We start from the raw sequence: 15581 nt of genomic DNA, 5'->3' as shown, positions 1-15581 counted from the left end.
TGCTGCTGCTACTGGTGCAGAATAGGCGATGGCAATCCAAGGACGCATTCCTAAGCGGTAGGATAGTTCCCATTCACGACCTAAGTAGCAAAATACGCCAATCAGGAAGTGGAATATTACTAGTTGGTAAGGACCGCCGTTGTACAGCCACTCGTCTAGAGATGCTGCTTCCCAAATTGGGTAGAAGTGCAAGCCGATGGCGTTGGAGGATGGTACTACTGCGCCGGAGATGATGTTGTTTCCGTAGATTAAGGAACCTGCGACTGGTTCGCGGATGCCATCAATGTCTACTGGTGGGGCAGCGATGAAGGCGATTACGAAGCAGGCGGTGGCAGCTAGTAGGGTAGGAATCATGACTACGCCGAACCAGCCGATGTATAAGCGGTTGTTGGTGCTGGTGATCCAGCTACAAAACCGTTCCCAAACGTTAGCGCTTTCGCGACGTTGAATGGTTGCTGTCATTGCTTTATAAGTGCAGTTATTTGTGAATGAATTAGGTAGGTTTGACTACCTGTTACACATCTTAAAGAATTTATTGCGTTTTGTAAAGTACTTTCAGAAAAATTTTCTTTTGGGATTTATGCACCCACAACAGAAAATCCCCAATTCACTGAAAAAGCTGACTTTGGGTAATACCATTTTGGATTTTAAATTTTAGATTTTGGTGAAGCAGCACGGTCTTCTCCATTCGCGTTCGATCCCACATTCTGCTCTCCCAACCTTTACACATCAACCAAAATGTCAACAAAATAGTACAAGAGAATTAATAAAAACGAATACTAAATTACTAACCCAAGTTGGGTGTTAGGCGACTCCGTCCCGGAGAATAATGTGATCGCCATATTCTCCGGTTGTATCAGTGCTCATGATTTAGAAGTTTAAAGTTGGAAGAAACTACATAATTTTACTTACACCTCCTACCCCCTGCCATCTCATTGCGGCTCAATGATCGAACCCATAAACAAAATGCTTCCCGTCTGATTATCCCTAATGGCACAGAAAAAGGGACGATCAACAATCATTCGGAATGGTTCTGGTTCTTGTCTCAAAGATGTTGCTACCATTCCCACTGAAGTAGCCGCAGCCGCTTCGGTGCCTTCTTCGTTCACTTCGACAAAAGTTTTATGCTTAACTTGGCTAATGGCAAAATTTTTACCCATGCCAGAAAAATTGGCTTTGTTGCTGAATGCCTCTTCCATCCCTAAAGTTTTCAAGGCATCATTAAGTGTAACGTCGTAATCTGTTTTGAAGCGGGGTAGGCGAATAAAACCTTTTTGTTCGTTGAACTGAGTCATCCATTTATCCCAGTTCTGAATATTCAAGTTTTGATAGAAGCCTTTGAGGTTAGAGTTCTGTTTGGGTAGGAAGATATAAAAACTGACCTTACCATCTTTACCGTAAGGTAAACTAACTGCCTGAAATTGTTCGCTTTCGTAGTATCTATAATCACCCTTCTGTGACATCATTGGGTGTTGTTTTTGTCTGCCAGATGTAATGTAAAACGGATGTTGAGCGGTTTGATTCTTGTCAAATTCGTCACTCCAATTTCCTTTAAAATATATGGCATTAATCAAAAATAACACTTGATTGGGTTTAATTGTTTCAACTATTTTAGTGATTTTGCCCTTAGTATTTTCTTTTACCCAGTTATTGATAATACTAGATGCGGCGGCATCTTTAAAGTTTAGATTGCTCACCTTGGCTTGATAGAAATCCTGGGTTCTCTTGAGAAAGTCTGGCGCAAAGCTAACATCTTGATTTGCCCAAAGTGAGTTAGCAATGTTTAGTTGCACTTTTGCATCTGAATTGTCTAAAAGCTGCTTTAATGCCGCCGCGTAAGAAGAGTTAATTTCTGGTAGATTCATTCCCTGTAACTCCAGGGTTTTTGCCATTGCTTGTTGAGTCGAGCCGCTAGCACCATTGTAAGTCATAGCAAGTGCGATCGCAACACTTGAAGGTGAGATAAAAATGCTCTTCTCAGTATCATTTTTCAGAACTTCTGAAAATAATTTGAAGCCAAACTTATTGCTAGACTCAACGATTTTTGTATCAATGTTGACTGTTTTTTTTTGCAATGGAGTTTCTGGCTGAGGTAAACTAGATTGAGCAAGGACACTTTTATTACTATCGACCTGAGAACACCCTAATACACCAAATAGAACAACACTGGCAGCTGCCAGTGCATAACGTCTGCCCAGACTAACACCGTAACGCCTTTGCAAAAAGTTTTCTTTCGCATCACTCAATTTCTGCCTGTTCATTCTGCCACCTCACTTGCCAAAGATTGTTGATCTGTGCTTCAGGGTTGACGCAGATACTGTGTCAATGACTAACTATTGCATTTGCCGCAATAGAAAAATGGGACTGTTACAGTTTTTGTAACAACAAGTAAGTAGCTCAGAAAAATTAAACACACAAACATTTGAGTTAAATTTGACAGGTTTCGTACTGAAGTTTCCTCTTTCTCTCGTAGCTTTAATGCCAATCCGTCAGGTTGGCAGCATGAAGAAGGGGAAGGGGGAAAGGGGAAAGGGGAACTCCATATTTAAAAATAGGGGTTTCAAGCATGAAGTCGGCGATTTTTATCGCACGATGAAGGAGAAGTTTTCTCAGCGTTGGTGAGGGGAGAAAGTTTAAGCAATCAGCAGTTAGCGCGGGTGAAAATGCTGCTGTAAGGGGTGATTTAGATATTCTAGCGGGTGGGAATACTACGATTCGAGGTGTAGGAAGCGAGCGAGCTATTATTAATGGGAAAGGAATAAATGCTTCCATTGGTACTGTCTACAATGATAGTATCTTACAAGTCTTCGGAAATGCCAATCTAATTTTAGATAATGTAACTGTTACTAAAGCAGATGTTAATGCCATCAGAATTGAACAAAATGGCAAAGCCACGTTAAACAAAAGTGCAGTTAGTGACAATATAGTGGGAATATTAAACGGTTCTGGTTCAGCCGCTAATGTAACTAACTATGGCATTTTGACCCTGACGGATAGCATTATTAGTAACAATACAACTAATGCTATTGATCGTGGTGCTGGTGGACTATACAACGCTGGGATAGCAACAATAACTAATAGCACTATAAATAATAACTACGGTAATAGAAATGGTGGAGGAATATACAACAGTGGTACACTCAATTTAACTAACAGCACTGTCAAGAATAATACTGCTCGTTATAATGGTGGTGGAATATCTAACTATAGTGGCAGGATCTTCTTGAAGAGTAGTACTGTTAGTAATAATAATGCTTCTAATGGCGATGGCATTTATAATAGTCAGGGACAATTAAGTATCAGTAATAACAGTATCATTAGCCTGAATCAAGGTAGTGGAATTGAAAGTAAAGGTAGCCTTAGCATTACTGACAGTTTAATCAGCAATAATACAACTCAAGGGCTATACTCACAACCAGAGTTATACTCAAAAGCAGGTAATGTTACCATTAATAGCACGATTAAAGATAACGGACAAGAAGGTATCTATAACCTTGGAGGTGCTGTTAGTGGTACAACCATTATCAATGTAAATAACACCGTTATTAGTGGCAATGGTGGAGAAGGTATTAGCAATTATTCCATTGCTAATGTAAAAAATAGCATGATTAACAGTAATAAAAATACTGGTTTCTCTAACGTCTCTTATTCCGCAACAGCTACTGTTACTAACAGTGTTATTCGAGAACTTTAGATGTATTGCCAGTCCTCACAGCAGCTAATTTTGAACTAATCGCTTAATTAGTGTTCTGACAATTCAGGTTATATCGAAAAGGCCACGAAAAACCTAACCCCCTAGCCCCTTCCCGACGCGAGAAGGGGGAAAATTCAAAGTCTCTCTCCTACAAGGAGAGAGGTTTTCCAGATACCTTAAGCCAGGCAGGGAATCCCTAGCTTAGGCTAATCGTCTAAGAAGGTGCGGATTGTAACTTTTCCAATCGTGCTAGTATTTCTGCACTGTGAATGGTTGGGTTGACTTTGACAAAAGTCTCGCGCAACACGCCTTGAGGATCGATGATAAAACTGTGACGCATAGATAAGAAACCGAGCCACGAACCGTAAGTTTTACTCACTGAACCATCAATATCAGCCAACAGCGGGAATTTTAGTCCCTCTGAATCACAAAATTTGGCGTGAGAATCAATATCATCAGCACTTACACCAATAATCTGAGCGTTTTTTTCGAGGTATTGGGGTAAGTCTTGCTGAAAACGACGAGCCTCTATAGTACAACCAGAGGTGAAGTCTTTGGGATAAAAGTAGAGGACTACCCACTTCCCACGCAAGTCGGAAAGGGAAATTTTGCCATCACCTGTATTAGTTGGCAAAGTAAATTCTGGTGCGGGTTGATTAATTGTAGGAAGTTTACCACCAAGAGCATCAGCAACAGGGATAAAATTCAGCCAGCTGATGACCGAAATACAGCTGGCAAATAATATGCTTAAAAAAGTGCGGCGAGAAATCATGGTGCAAACCAGAATCACAACTTTACACAAGTTTACAATTCTTGGTTGCTGCAAATCTCATTCTAAGTGAGATTCGGGAGGAATATCTGTACTTTCAATGTATTGGCAATCTAAAAGAAAGGCTCCCTTAGCAAAGCGAATACCCCAATATCCACCGGGACGACGGTCAATAACTATACCCTCTTCGCCAATGTGAATCACATTAGGGGGGCGCAGCATGGGCATAGGTTCAGCAGTTTTGACGTAGGGCGGTAGTGCCAGAACCCGGACTTTACTACCAATTACAAATTCTTTGGACATTTTGAAAAAGCTAGGAGTTTTGATTAACTCATAACTCATAACTCATAACTTTTACTAGGGGTTTGCCTAATTTTCTATTTTGGTGTAAAGGAATAGGGAAAGGGAAAGGGGAAAAATTTTTTCTCCTTTCCGCATCTTCTGCAAGAAGTCTGTTAATTCTTGACTATGGAAAATAATGCCTGCACATTAGTCAAGGGTAAATGCCAAAGTAATTCTGGTTGCCAAGTATCTGGGTCAAAGTGGGAGTGACGACCGCGTTGGTATGCTTGCAAAAGTCTGTCCCAGTTAAATTGTTGTCGAGAATTGAGATTTTTATGGATGACTCGCAACAATCCTAGCCCCAGTATCAAGTTAGTTATGCTAAATTTCGTTCCTAATAAAAATGCCTGTACTTCTGCTTCACCGATGGGGTCAGTACCATAACTGGTGAGGACGTGAACCCCGTCATGGAGTTGTTTACGGCGGGCTACCTGTGGTGAAGGATTTTAAGTTATGTTCATTGAGAAAATTTGCTCAAGTTCTGCCAAAAGTGGCAGTTGGAAGGAAACGTAATTTTTCTATATCCACAATTGGAGGAACGTTTTGTCCTTGGGCTTCAGTTATACGATCGAGTAAATCTAAAATCTGTTGCAGGCGAGGAGTAGGATTTGGGGAAGCGGCAAAGGGTTGCATCATAAGTTTATGTGGGATGAAATGGGCGGCACTGCCCATCCCAGACTTATTAAGTATTTTTCAATCTTTTGAAAAATACTATTGGGAATTGCGTTGTTGACGGCGCTGTTTTATGCTTTCCCGGAATTGCGCTAATTTTTGCTGCTGTTCGGGGGTTAACACTGCTTGAATTTGTTGTTTCTCTGATTCCCGAATTTGCCGCATTTGGGTTTTTTGTGCTTCAGTCAGATTTAAGTCAGCAAATTTACCCTTTTGTGGACGTTGACCGGGTTGCTCTTGACCGGCTTGGCGCTGATCTCGACGCGCTTGCTTGGCGGCCTCTAACTTTGCCTTTTGTTCTGGGGTGAAAACTGCTTCCATTTGGGCGCGGCTACTCTGGCGAATTGTCTGAATTTGGGTTTTTTGGGCATCTGTTAGATTCAATTCTTGCCAAGGGCCCCACTGTTTTTGTGGAGTTTGTGCAAGTAGGACGGGTGAAGGAGAAGCTGTTTGGGCTTCAACAGCAAAGGAGGTTGCAGTTAAAGTTAGAGCGATCGCTCCAGTAATTAGCGATAAGGCTTTGAGTTTCATGAATTATCTCGCGGTTTTTCTTTGTTTGGATACCACCATCATAAGAACTTATCTTCAGTAGTCACATGAGGAGAAAGTCATGGTTTTACCCATGACTTTAGTCATGATTCAATTTTGGCAAACGTCACTGACAATAAGTAGTTAACCTATTCATAACTGGAGCAAAGCGACTGATGAGTCGGCCAATTCAAATTAAGAAACATCCTTTCCCGTCTCTGCTTTATCTGGAGTGGATACTACTGGCGATCACTGCATTGACAGCAGTTATACCACCTCCGTTACAGCGATTACGTCCTAGATTTTCAGAAATATCAATTTGTGGTGTATTTCCAGACTTGTCAGTTTGTAGTATATTGCCAGAACTCTCAATTTATAGTCTGATTATTTTTGCCTTAATGGGCTTAAGATTACCCAATAGTAATCGTACTATTAAGGTAATCTATACAGCTACTGAAATTTTATTAATTTTAATAACTGGACTTTTTGGTGAGAGATTTGCTCGCCTTTTTCCCTTTCTTTACATAATTTTAGTGACTCGCAGTTGCCTAATTTTTAATCTACCTGGGCGTTTGTTTATTACAAGTCTATCATTTACTTTATTTCTACTTACTACACAACTAAAATATCAGTTTTTCAATTTTCAAGCATCCCCACAGGCGCAAGAGCGCTTTCGATTTCTTAGCTTGAATTGGTCGCTGGTATTTGGCTTAAGTTTAGTTTTTGTGTTGTTGATGATGAATGCAGTATTATCTGAACGGCACAGTCGAGAAAAGCTAGCTGTTGCTAACGAAAAACTGCGTCAATATGCCATGCGAATTGAAAATCAAGCTACTCTAGAAGAACGTAACCGCATTGCTCGTGAAATTCATGATTCATTAGGCCACTCTTTGACTGCTTTAAATCTGCAATTAGAAACCGCTTTAAAACTGTGGGAAGCTAATCCAAGTAAGGCTGAAATATTTCTAGCAACAGCAAAAGAATTAGGTTCAAAAGCGCTAAAAGATGTGCGCGAATCTGTTTCTACTATGCGTTCTAATCCCTTGCAAGAAAAATCTTTAGAACGAGCGATCGCTATTCTTTCAGAAGATTTTCATCGTTCAAATGGTATTTTACCAAGTTATAGAATTAACCTGGAATATTCTTTGCCACCTGAAATCAATACTGCTATTTATCGCATTACTCAAGAATCATTGACAAACATATCTAAATATGCCTATCCAACAGAGGTTAAATTGGAACTCGCTACGACAAGAGGCCATTTACGATTGATAATTCAGGATAATGGTATAGGTTTTGATTTAGGGCAAAATACTACTGGTTTTGGACTTCATAGTATGCGCGATCGCACTTTAGCGCTTGGAGGTGATTTTAATATTAACAGCGCTCCTGGTTCTGGTTGCAAAATTACAGTTAATATTCCCTTAATGAGGTTGTGATGATTAAAGTGTTATTAGTAGATGACCAAAGTTTAATTCGTCAAGGATTAAGAGCATTATTGGAACTAGAACCAGATTTAGAGATAGTAGGAGAAGCAGAAAACGGCGAACAGGCAATTAATTTAGTTGCAGAATTTAAACCAGATGTAATATTACTGGATATCCGAATGCCAATTATGGATGGAGTAGCAGCCACGCGGGAAATTCAAAAACGTTTTCCGAAAACTAAAATTTTAGTGCTGACAACTTTTGATGATGATGAATATGTGTCAGCGGCGTTGCAAAATGGAGCAATGGGTTACTTATTGAAAGATACGCCCTCAGAAGAATTAGCTGTTGCTATTCGTGCCGTTCATAAAGGATATACTCAACTAGGCCCAGGAATAGTTAAAAAACTATTGACTCAATTTTCTCATGTTGCACCAACCCAGTCACTGCCTGTACCATCTAATTTAGTTGAACTTACTCCTAGAGAAAAAGAGGTTTTGCGGTTAATTGCTACAGGCGCTAATAATCGAGAAATTGCTCACCAACTCTACATTTCTGAGGGGACAGTAAAAAATCATGTTACAAATATTTTAAATCGATTGAACTTGCGCGATCGCACTCAAGCTGCTATTTGGGCAAATACGTATTTAGCTTATTTAAATGAACCAAGTTAAATAATTCAACCCACATTCCGCAGGTACGATGACAAAGTACAATCATTTCCGATCTAGCTTTTTCTGAGCCAGAAGCAATTGCTAAAGGTAAACTTTTTTCCAAAAATTGAATTAAATAATCACCAGGCGAAATTGGCTAAAAATCTGACAAGAATTTTCCCTGCATAATATTTAGTTGAAAATCCTGTGCGGCTTTTCGTAAAGTGAAATCACTGTATTCCATAGTGTTTGTTAATGCTCATTTTTTATTTTAGCCAATGCCTCAATGCAGCATATAGATTAAGATAATTTAAATAATTGTAAACATTCCTTTTTTAAAACGCCTTTTGTGACTTTGATGTTTCTAAATGATTTAGCGATAACTTCTTCGCAAGATATATTAATTTGTGATTGGTTGACTGAGATTAAATCTTGAATTGAAGCACCATATATAATTTCTGATATACCAGTCCAAACACAAGCAGTTGCACACATTGGACAAGGTTCGCCAGTTGTATATATGCTATAACCTTCTAAAGAATGGCTTTTAAGTTTAGCCGTTAAACTGCGAATGACGTTGATTTCTGCATGGGCTGATGGATCGTTGTCTCTCCTGACAGTATTATGAGCTACGGCAACGACTTCGTTATCTTTAACAATTATTGCACCGTAAGGCGCATCACCTTTCTTTGCTTCTGCCAATGCTAAACGCATAAAATCTTCTGGGTTCATATAAGCTTAGTTTAACATAAAGATAATGGCTAATTATATCGTATTTCTAATGCTATAACTGGAAAATAATGAAAATTTAGTTAATGGTTAAATATGTTATTGAGCAGAGAAGAAACAGAATTTTATTTAAAAGACCTGGAAACACCTTTAGGTAAGGCGATTAATTTAACACTTGCCACCTTGGTGCTAATATCATCAGGTATTTTTGTGGCAGAAACTTATAATATTCCTGATTTTGTTCGGTTCCAATTGAAAGTAGCTGATACTGCGATCGTCATTATCTTCGCGGTAGAATATTGCCTCCGTCTGTGGAGTGCAGAAAACAAAATTAAGTATATTTTTAGCTTTTATTCGATTATTGATTTAATGGCAATTCTGCCATTTTTTCTAGGAATGGTAGATATTAGTTTTATCCGGTTACTACGATGGTTTAGAATTTTACGATTAATCAGATTTATAGATAGAAAATTTTTAGTCGCTAGTATCAGTACTGAAGATGGGATTATTTTTGCGCGAATATTATTTACACTATTTGCAATTGTTTTTATTTACTCTGGCTTAATTTATCAAGTAGAGCATCCGGTTAATCCTGAAAATTATGGTACATTTTTGGATGCATTTTATTTTTCTGTTGTCACAATGACAACTGTAGGATTTGGTGATGTTACTCCAATTTCTGAATTAGGACGCTTGCTAACAGTACTGATGATTTTCACAGGAATTGGATTAATTCCTTGGCAAGTGGGGGATTTAATTAAGCGAGTGGTAAAAACTGCTAATCAGGTAGAAACAGTTTGTTTAGGTTGTGGTTTAGCTTTCCACGATGTAGATGCTAGGTTTTGTAAAAAGTGTGGGCTTAAGTTACTTAATTAAATAGAGCGTAATATTTGAGGTACTATTAAAGTAGAGCGCTACGAACTAACAATTATGTATGACTTTGCAATTCAATCTAAAACCTTACGCGCAGCATGGGAACAAGGTATGCAGCAGGGGTTAACCCAAGTTGCACTCAATATGCTGCACGAAGGTATTGATTTAGCTCTAGTAGCAAAACTAACTGGACTACCACTTGAGATAGTTAAAAGTTTGTCAGATAACGACTCAGTTAATTCTCAAATAATAGTCAAGTATTTTCTGCAATTGAGTGAGTCTTCACTGAACAAAGTGTGGCTTGACTCAGAGGAAGATGAAGCTTGGAAGGATCTATAGAAAACATTGGCAAAGGTGATATAATTTCAGTGCCTTTTCCATTTTCTGATGCATCAGCCACTAAAAGACGACCTGCCTTAGTAATTGCAGAATCAGATAGTAACAATATCATGATCTGTCCTATCACCAGCAAACCATGTAGAGACTATGAAATTAAGTTATATGCTAACTGTATAGTGTCGAGAAAACAGAATAATGTTAAAAGTTTTTGCCGATCGCGGTGGTACATTTACAGATATTGTTGCTGTTACTAATAATCAGGATATTATAGACAGACTCTCAACACATCCTGAACGTTTTTTAATTGTGACTCTGCCTAATCGGCAATGGATTATAGTTTACAAACTACTTTCAGAAAATCCCGAACAATATCAAGATGCAGCTATACAGGGTATTCGAGATATTATGGGTATTTCTGGCAATGAACCCATTCTTCCTGAAGCGATAGAAGTGGTAAAAATGGGGACAACAGTAGCAACAAATACACTGTTAGAAAGGAAAGGCGATCGCGTTGTTCTTATAATTACCAAAGGGTTTAGAGATGCGCTGCGAATTGGCTACCAAAACCGTCCTGATATCTTTGCCCGTCATATCGTTTTACCAACTATGCTTTATGAGCAGGTGGTTGAGATAGATGAACGTTATGATGCTCATGGAAATGAATTAATTTCCATACATATTGAGAAAGTCAAAAGTGATTTACAAGCAGTTTACAACATAGGAATTCGGAGTTGTGCCATTGTTTTTATGCACAGCGATCGCTATCCTAACCACGAACAACAAATCGCCCAGCTTGCTCAAGAAATTGGCTTTGAGCAGATATCTGTATCCCATGAAGTTAGTCCTTTAATGAAATTAGTTAGCCGAGGAGATACAACAGTAGTAGATGCTTATTTAACTCCGATTCTACGTCGCTACATCAACCAAATAGAGAATCAATTACCTGGAGTCAAATTGATGTTTATGAAATCTGACGGCGGTTTAGTTACAGCCGAACAATTTCAAGGGAAAGATAGTATTTTGAGTGGACCGGCTGGGGGTATTGTTGGTGCAGTCCAAACTGCTAAAAGGGCTGGTTTCGATTTATTAATTACCTTTGATATGGGTGGGACAAGTACAGATGTAGCTCACTTTAAAGGAGAGTATGAACGACAACTAAATTCAGAAATTGCTGGGGCGCGGATGCGAGTTCCCGTATTAGCAATCAATACCATTGCGGCTGGCGGTGGTTCAATTCTATCTTTTGATGGTTCTAGTTATCGTGTCGGGCCGGAATCTGCTGGATCAAATCCTGGCCCTGCTTGTTACCGACGCGGAGGGCGATTAGCGGTTACTGATGCCAATGTGATGTTAGGCAAAATTCACCCCCAGTATTTCCCCTCGGTTTTTGGAATTGATGGCAATTTACCTTTAGATAAAGATATTGTTATTCAGCGATTTACACAATTAGCTCAAGACATTGCATCTGCTACAGGAAATCATTATACTCCCGAACAAGTAGCTGCGGGATTTATTGCGATCGCAGTGGAAAATATGGCGATCGCAATTAAAAAAATCAGTCTGCAACGGGGTTATGATGTCACTCAATATCTGCTTTGTTGTTTTGGTGGTGCAGCCGGGCAAGTTGCTTGTTTAATTGCCGATACTTTGGGGATGAAAAAGATATTTTTACATCCTTATGCTGGAGTTCTTTCTGCTTATGGAATGGGATTAGCTGATGTCCGGGCGATTAGAGAAGGGGGAGTTGAACAGCCTCTCACTGAAGGGTTAATTCCTCAATTACAGCAGTTAATGGAATATTTAGAAACTCAAGCTAGAAATGAAATAGATGAAGTATATAGCCAATTAGAAATAGTCAAAAAAGTTAACTTAAAATATCAGGGAACTAACTCCACCTTAAGCGTTGACTTTGCCGATGATCTGGTAAGAATGCGACAAGAATTTGAGGCTGAACATAAATCTCGTTATGGTTTCATTCAATTAGAGAAAATCTTAATTGTTGAATCTGCCTCAGTGGAAGTTATTCAGCAGATGGAGGCTCCCGAAGAACCCTTAATTATTCGTACCCGACCTTTAGATGAAGCTCCCGTATCTGTTGAGACAGTAAGGATGTTTACTACTGATAGATGGTATCATAGTCCTGTTTATCGGAGGGAAGATTTACAACCAGAAGATAGGATTAATGGGCCTGCGATCGTTGTTGAAAGAATTAGTACAATTGTAGTTGAACCTAACTGGCAAGCGAGATTAACTGAACGGAATCATCTAATTTTAGAACGTCTATAAACTGGCTGTTGTGCTGGAAAATACTCACCCTCGCTACACTAACCTCAACACGGTTTTACAATAAACAGGCTATCTATTCATGGACTCTCGCATTCAGTCATATTTGCGCTTCGCGGCGAGCCAGCAACGTGATACGGAGCAAATCGGGCCTTTCCTTGCTAGCTTTAACCGCCATAGCGCCAATCCTTTTCTTAACTATGCCATCCCCAACGACGCAGCCACACCGTCACTCACCGATGTCAAGGCACTAATCGCTGCCTATGAAAGTCGCGGACGAAAACCACGTTTGGAGTACGTTGCTTCCCTTGCGCCTGCTGTCGAGGAGGCATTAGTAGCTGCTGGTTTCATCGTTGAGGGACGCTTGCCACTTATGATTTGCACTCCTGGTTCAGAGCAATTGCTTCCTGTTCCCCCGGATATTGAATTAATCGTCCCAGTTTCAGACGCTCAGATGCTTGCTACAGTTATGGTACAAAACGAGGCTTACGGAGAGTCTGCACCAAGCCCCGAAGATGGCAAACGTCTTGGCAATAGCCTAGCAGCAGGCGGAATCGCTGTACTTGCTCGTGTTGCGTCAACAGGCGAACCTGCGGGGGCTGGAGTGTGTTCCGTGCCGGGAAATCAGACGACAGAAATCGCTGGTATCGGTGTGTGTGTTGCTTTTCGCCGACGCGGTATAGCAGGAGCTTTAACAACCCGGTTGGTGCGAGAAGTTTTCGACGCAGGTGTTACAGTGGCGTTTCTGATGGCGGCACATCAAGAGGAAGTGCGAATTTACACCCGCGCTGGGTTCTCTACAATAGGCGAAATTTTGCACATCTCGCTCCCGCTTAAGTAGACAGTGGTAGCTAGTAGTAAACACTGAAGTGTTAAAAAAAAGCGCTTGAGCGATTACTACAAAATTTTTTTTAAGGAGTTAAAAATGTATACAATATCTCAACCCGATCCCGTTCGCTTAGAAATATTCAAAAACCTTTATCAATTTATCGCCGAACAAATGGGTATTGTTCTCCAAAATACGGCAACATCTGTAAATATCAAAGAGAGGCTGGATTTCTCCTGTGCTATTTTTGATGCTTCTGGATTATTGGTCGCTAATGCTCCTCATATTCCTGTACATTTAGGCTCAATGAGTGAAAGTATTCGCAGTTTAATTAATGCTAAAGGCGACACCATAAAACCAGGAAATGTTTATCTATCCAATAATCCTTATAATGGGGGAACACATCTTCCTGATGTAACTGCAATTACCCCTGTTTTTGACGGAGATAAAAAACAAGTTATTTTCTACGTCGCTTCTCGCGGACATCAAGCTGATATCGGTGGAATTACTCCCGGTTCAATGCCTCCCCACAGTACCAAAATAGAAGAGGAAGGAATTATTTTTGATAATTTTCTCTTAATTGAAGAGGGAAATTTTCGAGAATACGCACTAAGAGAGCATCTCTCAAATCATACTTATCCTGCTCGTAACCCTGACCAAAATATCGCTGATTTTAAGGCACAAATTGCTGCAAATGAAAGAGGAGTTCAAGAACTTCGTAAAATGGTTTTACAATATGGACTTGAGATTGTTCAAACTTACATGAAATTTGTGCAAGCTAATGCTGAGGAGTCTGTTAGACGAGCGATCGCAGTTCTCAAGGATGGCTCATTTACTTATAAAATGGATAATGGCGCACAAATTCAAATTAAAGTCACGATTCACCCAGAAAACCGCAGTGCTACTATTGATTTCACTGGGACTTCTGAGCAACTAAATAGTAATTTCAATGCTCCCAAGGCTGTAACTCAAGCAGCAGTATTATATGTCTTTCGGACTTTAGTTGATGATCATATTCCTCTCAATGCCGGGTGTCTTAACCCTCTAGAAATTATTATCCCAGTTGGGTGTATGTTGAATCCAACCTATCCAGCCGCAGTAGTGGCGGGTAATGTTGAAACTTCTCAAACTATTGTCGATGCTTTATATGGAGCTTTGGGTGTGATGGCTGCTTCTCAGGGAACGATGAATAATTTTACTTTTGGTAATGAACAATATCAATATTATGAAACTATTTGCGGCGGCTCTGGAGCGGGGATTGATTTTGATGGTACTGATGGTGTCCATTCCCACATGACTAACTCCCGATTGACTGATCCAGAAGTTTTAGAAACTCGTTATCCTGTATTTGTAGAAAACTTTAGTCTTCGTCTCAATAGCGGTGGCAAAGGAAAATATTCGGGTGGTAATGGAGTTGTCCGCCGGATCAAGTTTTTAGAACCTATGACAGCTAATATTCTTTCTGAGCATCGGCTTATTCCTCCTTTTGGATTAAATGGTGGTGAAGTAGGAAAAGTAGGACGCAACTGGATACAACGTCAGAATGGAAGTGAAGAGAATTTAGACAGCACAGCAACAGTAGAGATGAAAGTTGGGGATGTTTTTGTAATAGAAACTCCTGGGGGAGGGGGATTTGGCAATTTATTAATAAACTAAAATTAATTATAATTTTTTATTCAAATAATTTTATGCATTCCATGAAATATACATTTATTGAAGTGAAACTCATATAAATATGAATGATTATCAATGGAAAGAAGAAGTCAAAGAATGGTTATTTAAACTGGTGAGAAACTAATGTGAGCGATCGCTGCTAATCTAGACAGTAATCTTAAATGTTGGTAGAAATTGCCTGGACGGGACAGCTGGGGATACACTGCTCACAGACGATACAGCGCGATCGCGTGAATGTCAACTTGGATGTCTCTGGGTGGAGGCTGAGGGCTTCGGTAGGACAAACCCCAGTACACAAGCCACAATGGACACACACATCTGGATCGATCGCAATTTCGCCTAAAGTATAAGAAACATTAACATGGCGCGATCGCATCCACTCAATCGCTGCATCTAATTGATCAATGTCCCCCGATAGTTCCAATACCAGTTTGCCAATTTGATTTGGGGCAACTTGGGCACGGATAATATTGGCGGCAACGTTGAACTCTTTGGCCAGTACATAAGTTACTGGCATTTGCACAGCGCGTTTCGGGAAGGTGAGTGTTACTCGTTTTTTCACAGGTTTAGCAGAGACTTTTCTCTGTTGTAACGTATTGGGAGTTTTATAACTCCAAAGATTATTACTTAGTTAGAGGTTGTTTGAAAAGTGTCAGCTTGAGCCTTAAATGCAACTTAGAGAAGTGATCGCAAGTCCCATAACTCTCATTATCTCGTTTAACTTCTCGATAGCCAGAGTAGTCAAACATACGTTGGATGACTTTTCAAACAT

The 15581-nt window shown here is 39.8% G+C and carries 17 protein-coding genes and 1 pseudogene; 9 read left to right on the top strand and 9 right to left on the bottom strand.

The features are described 5' to 3' along the window. Both ACEW80_RS21635 and ACEW80_RS21630 read right to left on the bottom strand, forming a co-directional pair. Nucleotides 1–462: pseudogene (locus tag ACEW80_RS21635) on the bottom strand (photosystem II q(b) protein); the annotation flags it as partial. A 470-nt stretch (nt 463–932) separates the two neighbouring features. Then, on the bottom strand, nt 933–2261 hold the full coding sequence (locus ACEW80_RS21630; protein ID WP_373528566.1) for a serpin family protein: 1329 nt from the start codon (nt 2259–2261) through the stop codon (nt 933–935). 665 nt (nt 2262–2926) lie between these two features. On the opposite strand from ACEW80_RS21630, the gene ACEW80_RS21625 reads away from it, so the two are divergent. Further along, on the top strand, nt 2927–3694 hold the full coding sequence (locus tag ACEW80_RS21625; RefSeq protein WP_373528565.1) for a right-handed parallel beta-helix repeat-containing protein: 768 nt from the start codon (nt 2927–2929) through the stop codon (nt 3692–3694). 214 nt (nt 3695–3908) lie between these two features. On the opposite strand, the gene ACEW80_RS21620 is transcribed toward ACEW80_RS21625, so the two are convergent. The 5 genes from ACEW80_RS21620 to ACEW80_RS21600 form a co-directional block, all read right to left on the bottom strand. Next, the gene (locus ACEW80_RS21620) at nt 3909–4466 is read right to left on the bottom strand and encodes a peroxiredoxin (RefSeq protein ID WP_373528568.1); all 558 of its coding nucleotides are present in this window, start codon (nt 4464–4466) and stop codon (nt 3909–3911) included. A gap of 57 nt (nt 4467–4523) precedes the next feature. After that, on the bottom strand, nt 4524–4766 hold the full coding sequence (sipA, locus tag ACEW80_RS21615; protein WP_373528567.1) for a regulatory protein SipA: 243 nt from the start codon (nt 4764–4766) through the stop codon (nt 4524–4526). Between the two features lie 152 nt (nt 4767–4918). Further along, the gene (locus ACEW80_RS21610; RefSeq protein ID WP_373528564.1) at nt 4919–5095 is read right to left on the bottom strand and encodes a hypothetical protein; all 177 of its coding nucleotides are present in this window, start codon (nt 5093–5095) and stop codon (nt 4919–4921) included. A gap of 184 nt (nt 5096–5279) precedes the next feature. Next, complete coding sequence (locus ACEW80_RS21605) at nt 5280–5441, bottom strand: hypothetical protein (RefSeq protein WP_373528563.1); 162 nt, start codon at nt 5439–5441, stop codon at nt 5280–5282. A 75-nt stretch (nt 5442–5516) separates the two neighbouring features. Further along, a complete protein-coding gene (locus tag ACEW80_RS21600) occupies nt 5517–6008 on the bottom strand; it encodes a Spy/CpxP family protein refolding chaperone (protein ID WP_373528562.1) in 492 nt (163 codons plus the stop codon). Nucleotides 6009–6181: 173 nt separating this feature from the next. On the opposite strand from ACEW80_RS21600, the gene ACEW80_RS21595 reads away from it, so the two are divergent. Then, nucleotides 6182–7444 carry a sensor histidine kinase gene (locus ACEW80_RS21595; protein ID WP_373528561.1) on the top strand — a complete coding sequence of 421 codons (1263 nt, stop codon included), beginning with the start codon at nt 6182–6184 and terminating at the stop codon, nt 7442–7444. After that, complete coding sequence (locus ACEW80_RS21590) at nt 7444–8106, top strand: response regulator (RefSeq protein ID WP_373528560.1); 663 nt, start codon at nt 7444–7446, stop codon at nt 8104–8106. The genes ACEW80_RS21595 and ACEW80_RS21590 overlap by 1 nt, the downstream gene beginning before the upstream one ends. 279 nt (nt 8107–8385) lie before the next feature. Here the strand turns inward: ACEW80_RS21590 and ACEW80_RS21585 are convergent, their stop codons facing one another. Continuing rightward, nucleotides 8386–8817, bottom strand: a complete 432-nt coding sequence (locus tag ACEW80_RS21585; RefSeq protein ID WP_373528559.1) for a nucleoside deaminase — start codon at nt 8815–8817, stop codon at nt 8386–8388. 93 nt (nt 8818–8910) lie between these two features. Here ACEW80_RS21585 and ACEW80_RS21580 point away from each other — a divergent pair, with 93 nt between their 5' ends. The 6 genes from ACEW80_RS21580 to ACEW80_RS21555 all read left to right on the top strand — a co-directional run bounded on the left by ACEW80_RS21580 (nt 8911) and on the right by ACEW80_RS21555 (nt 14791). Next, the gene (locus ACEW80_RS21580) at nt 8911–9690 is read left to right on the top strand and encodes an ion transporter (RefSeq protein ID WP_373528558.1); all 780 of its coding nucleotides are present in this window, start codon (nt 8911–8913) and stop codon (nt 9688–9690) included. A 54-nt stretch (nt 9691–9744) separates the two neighbouring features. After that, entirely contained in the window at nt 9745–10026 is a 282-nt protein-coding gene (locus ACEW80_RS21575; RefSeq protein ID WP_373528557.1) for a hypothetical protein, read from the top strand. Continuing rightward, on the top strand, nt 10011–10280 hold the full coding sequence (locus ACEW80_RS21570; protein ID WP_373528556.1) for a type II toxin-antitoxin system PemK/MazF family toxin: 270 nt from the start codon (nt 10011–10013) through the stop codon (nt 10278–10280). The genes ACEW80_RS21575 and ACEW80_RS21570 overlap by 16 nt, the downstream gene beginning before the upstream one ends. Further along, on the top strand, nt 10222–12312 hold the full coding sequence (locus ACEW80_RS21565) for a hydantoinase/oxoprolinase family protein (protein WP_373528555.1): 2091 nt from the start codon (nt 10222–10224) through the stop codon (nt 12310–12312). The genes ACEW80_RS21570 and ACEW80_RS21565 overlap by 59 nt, the downstream gene beginning before the upstream one ends. Before the next feature lie 79 nt (nt 12313–12391). Next, nucleotides 12392–13150: a GNAT family N-acetyltransferase gene (locus ACEW80_RS21560; RefSeq protein WP_373528554.1), complete on the top strand. Its 759-nt coding sequence runs from the start codon at nt 12392–12394 to the stop codon at nt 13148–13150. Nucleotides 13151–13234: 84 nt separating this feature from the next. After that, a complete protein-coding gene (locus ACEW80_RS21555) occupies nt 13235–14791 on the top strand; it encodes a hydantoinase B/oxoprolinase family protein (RefSeq protein ID WP_373528553.1) in 1557 nt (518 codons plus the stop codon). A 175-nt stretch (nt 14792–14966) separates the two neighbouring features. Here ACEW80_RS21555 and ACEW80_RS21550 read toward each other — a convergent pair whose 3' ends face one another. Continuing rightward, the gene (locus ACEW80_RS21550; protein ID WP_373528552.1) at nt 14967–15371 is read right to left on the bottom strand and encodes an NIL domain-containing protein; all 405 of its coding nucleotides are present in this window, start codon (nt 15369–15371) and stop codon (nt 14967–14969) included. Nucleotides 15372–15581 lie beyond the last annotated feature (210 nt).

Origin of the sequence: Nostoc sp., assembly GCF_041747015.1 — a bacterium.
Taxonomy (GTDB): Bacteria; Cyanobacteriota; Cyanobacteriia; order Cyanobacteriales; family Nostocaceae; genus Nostoc.
This window is presented reverse-complemented; position numbering and strand designations above follow the sequence as displayed.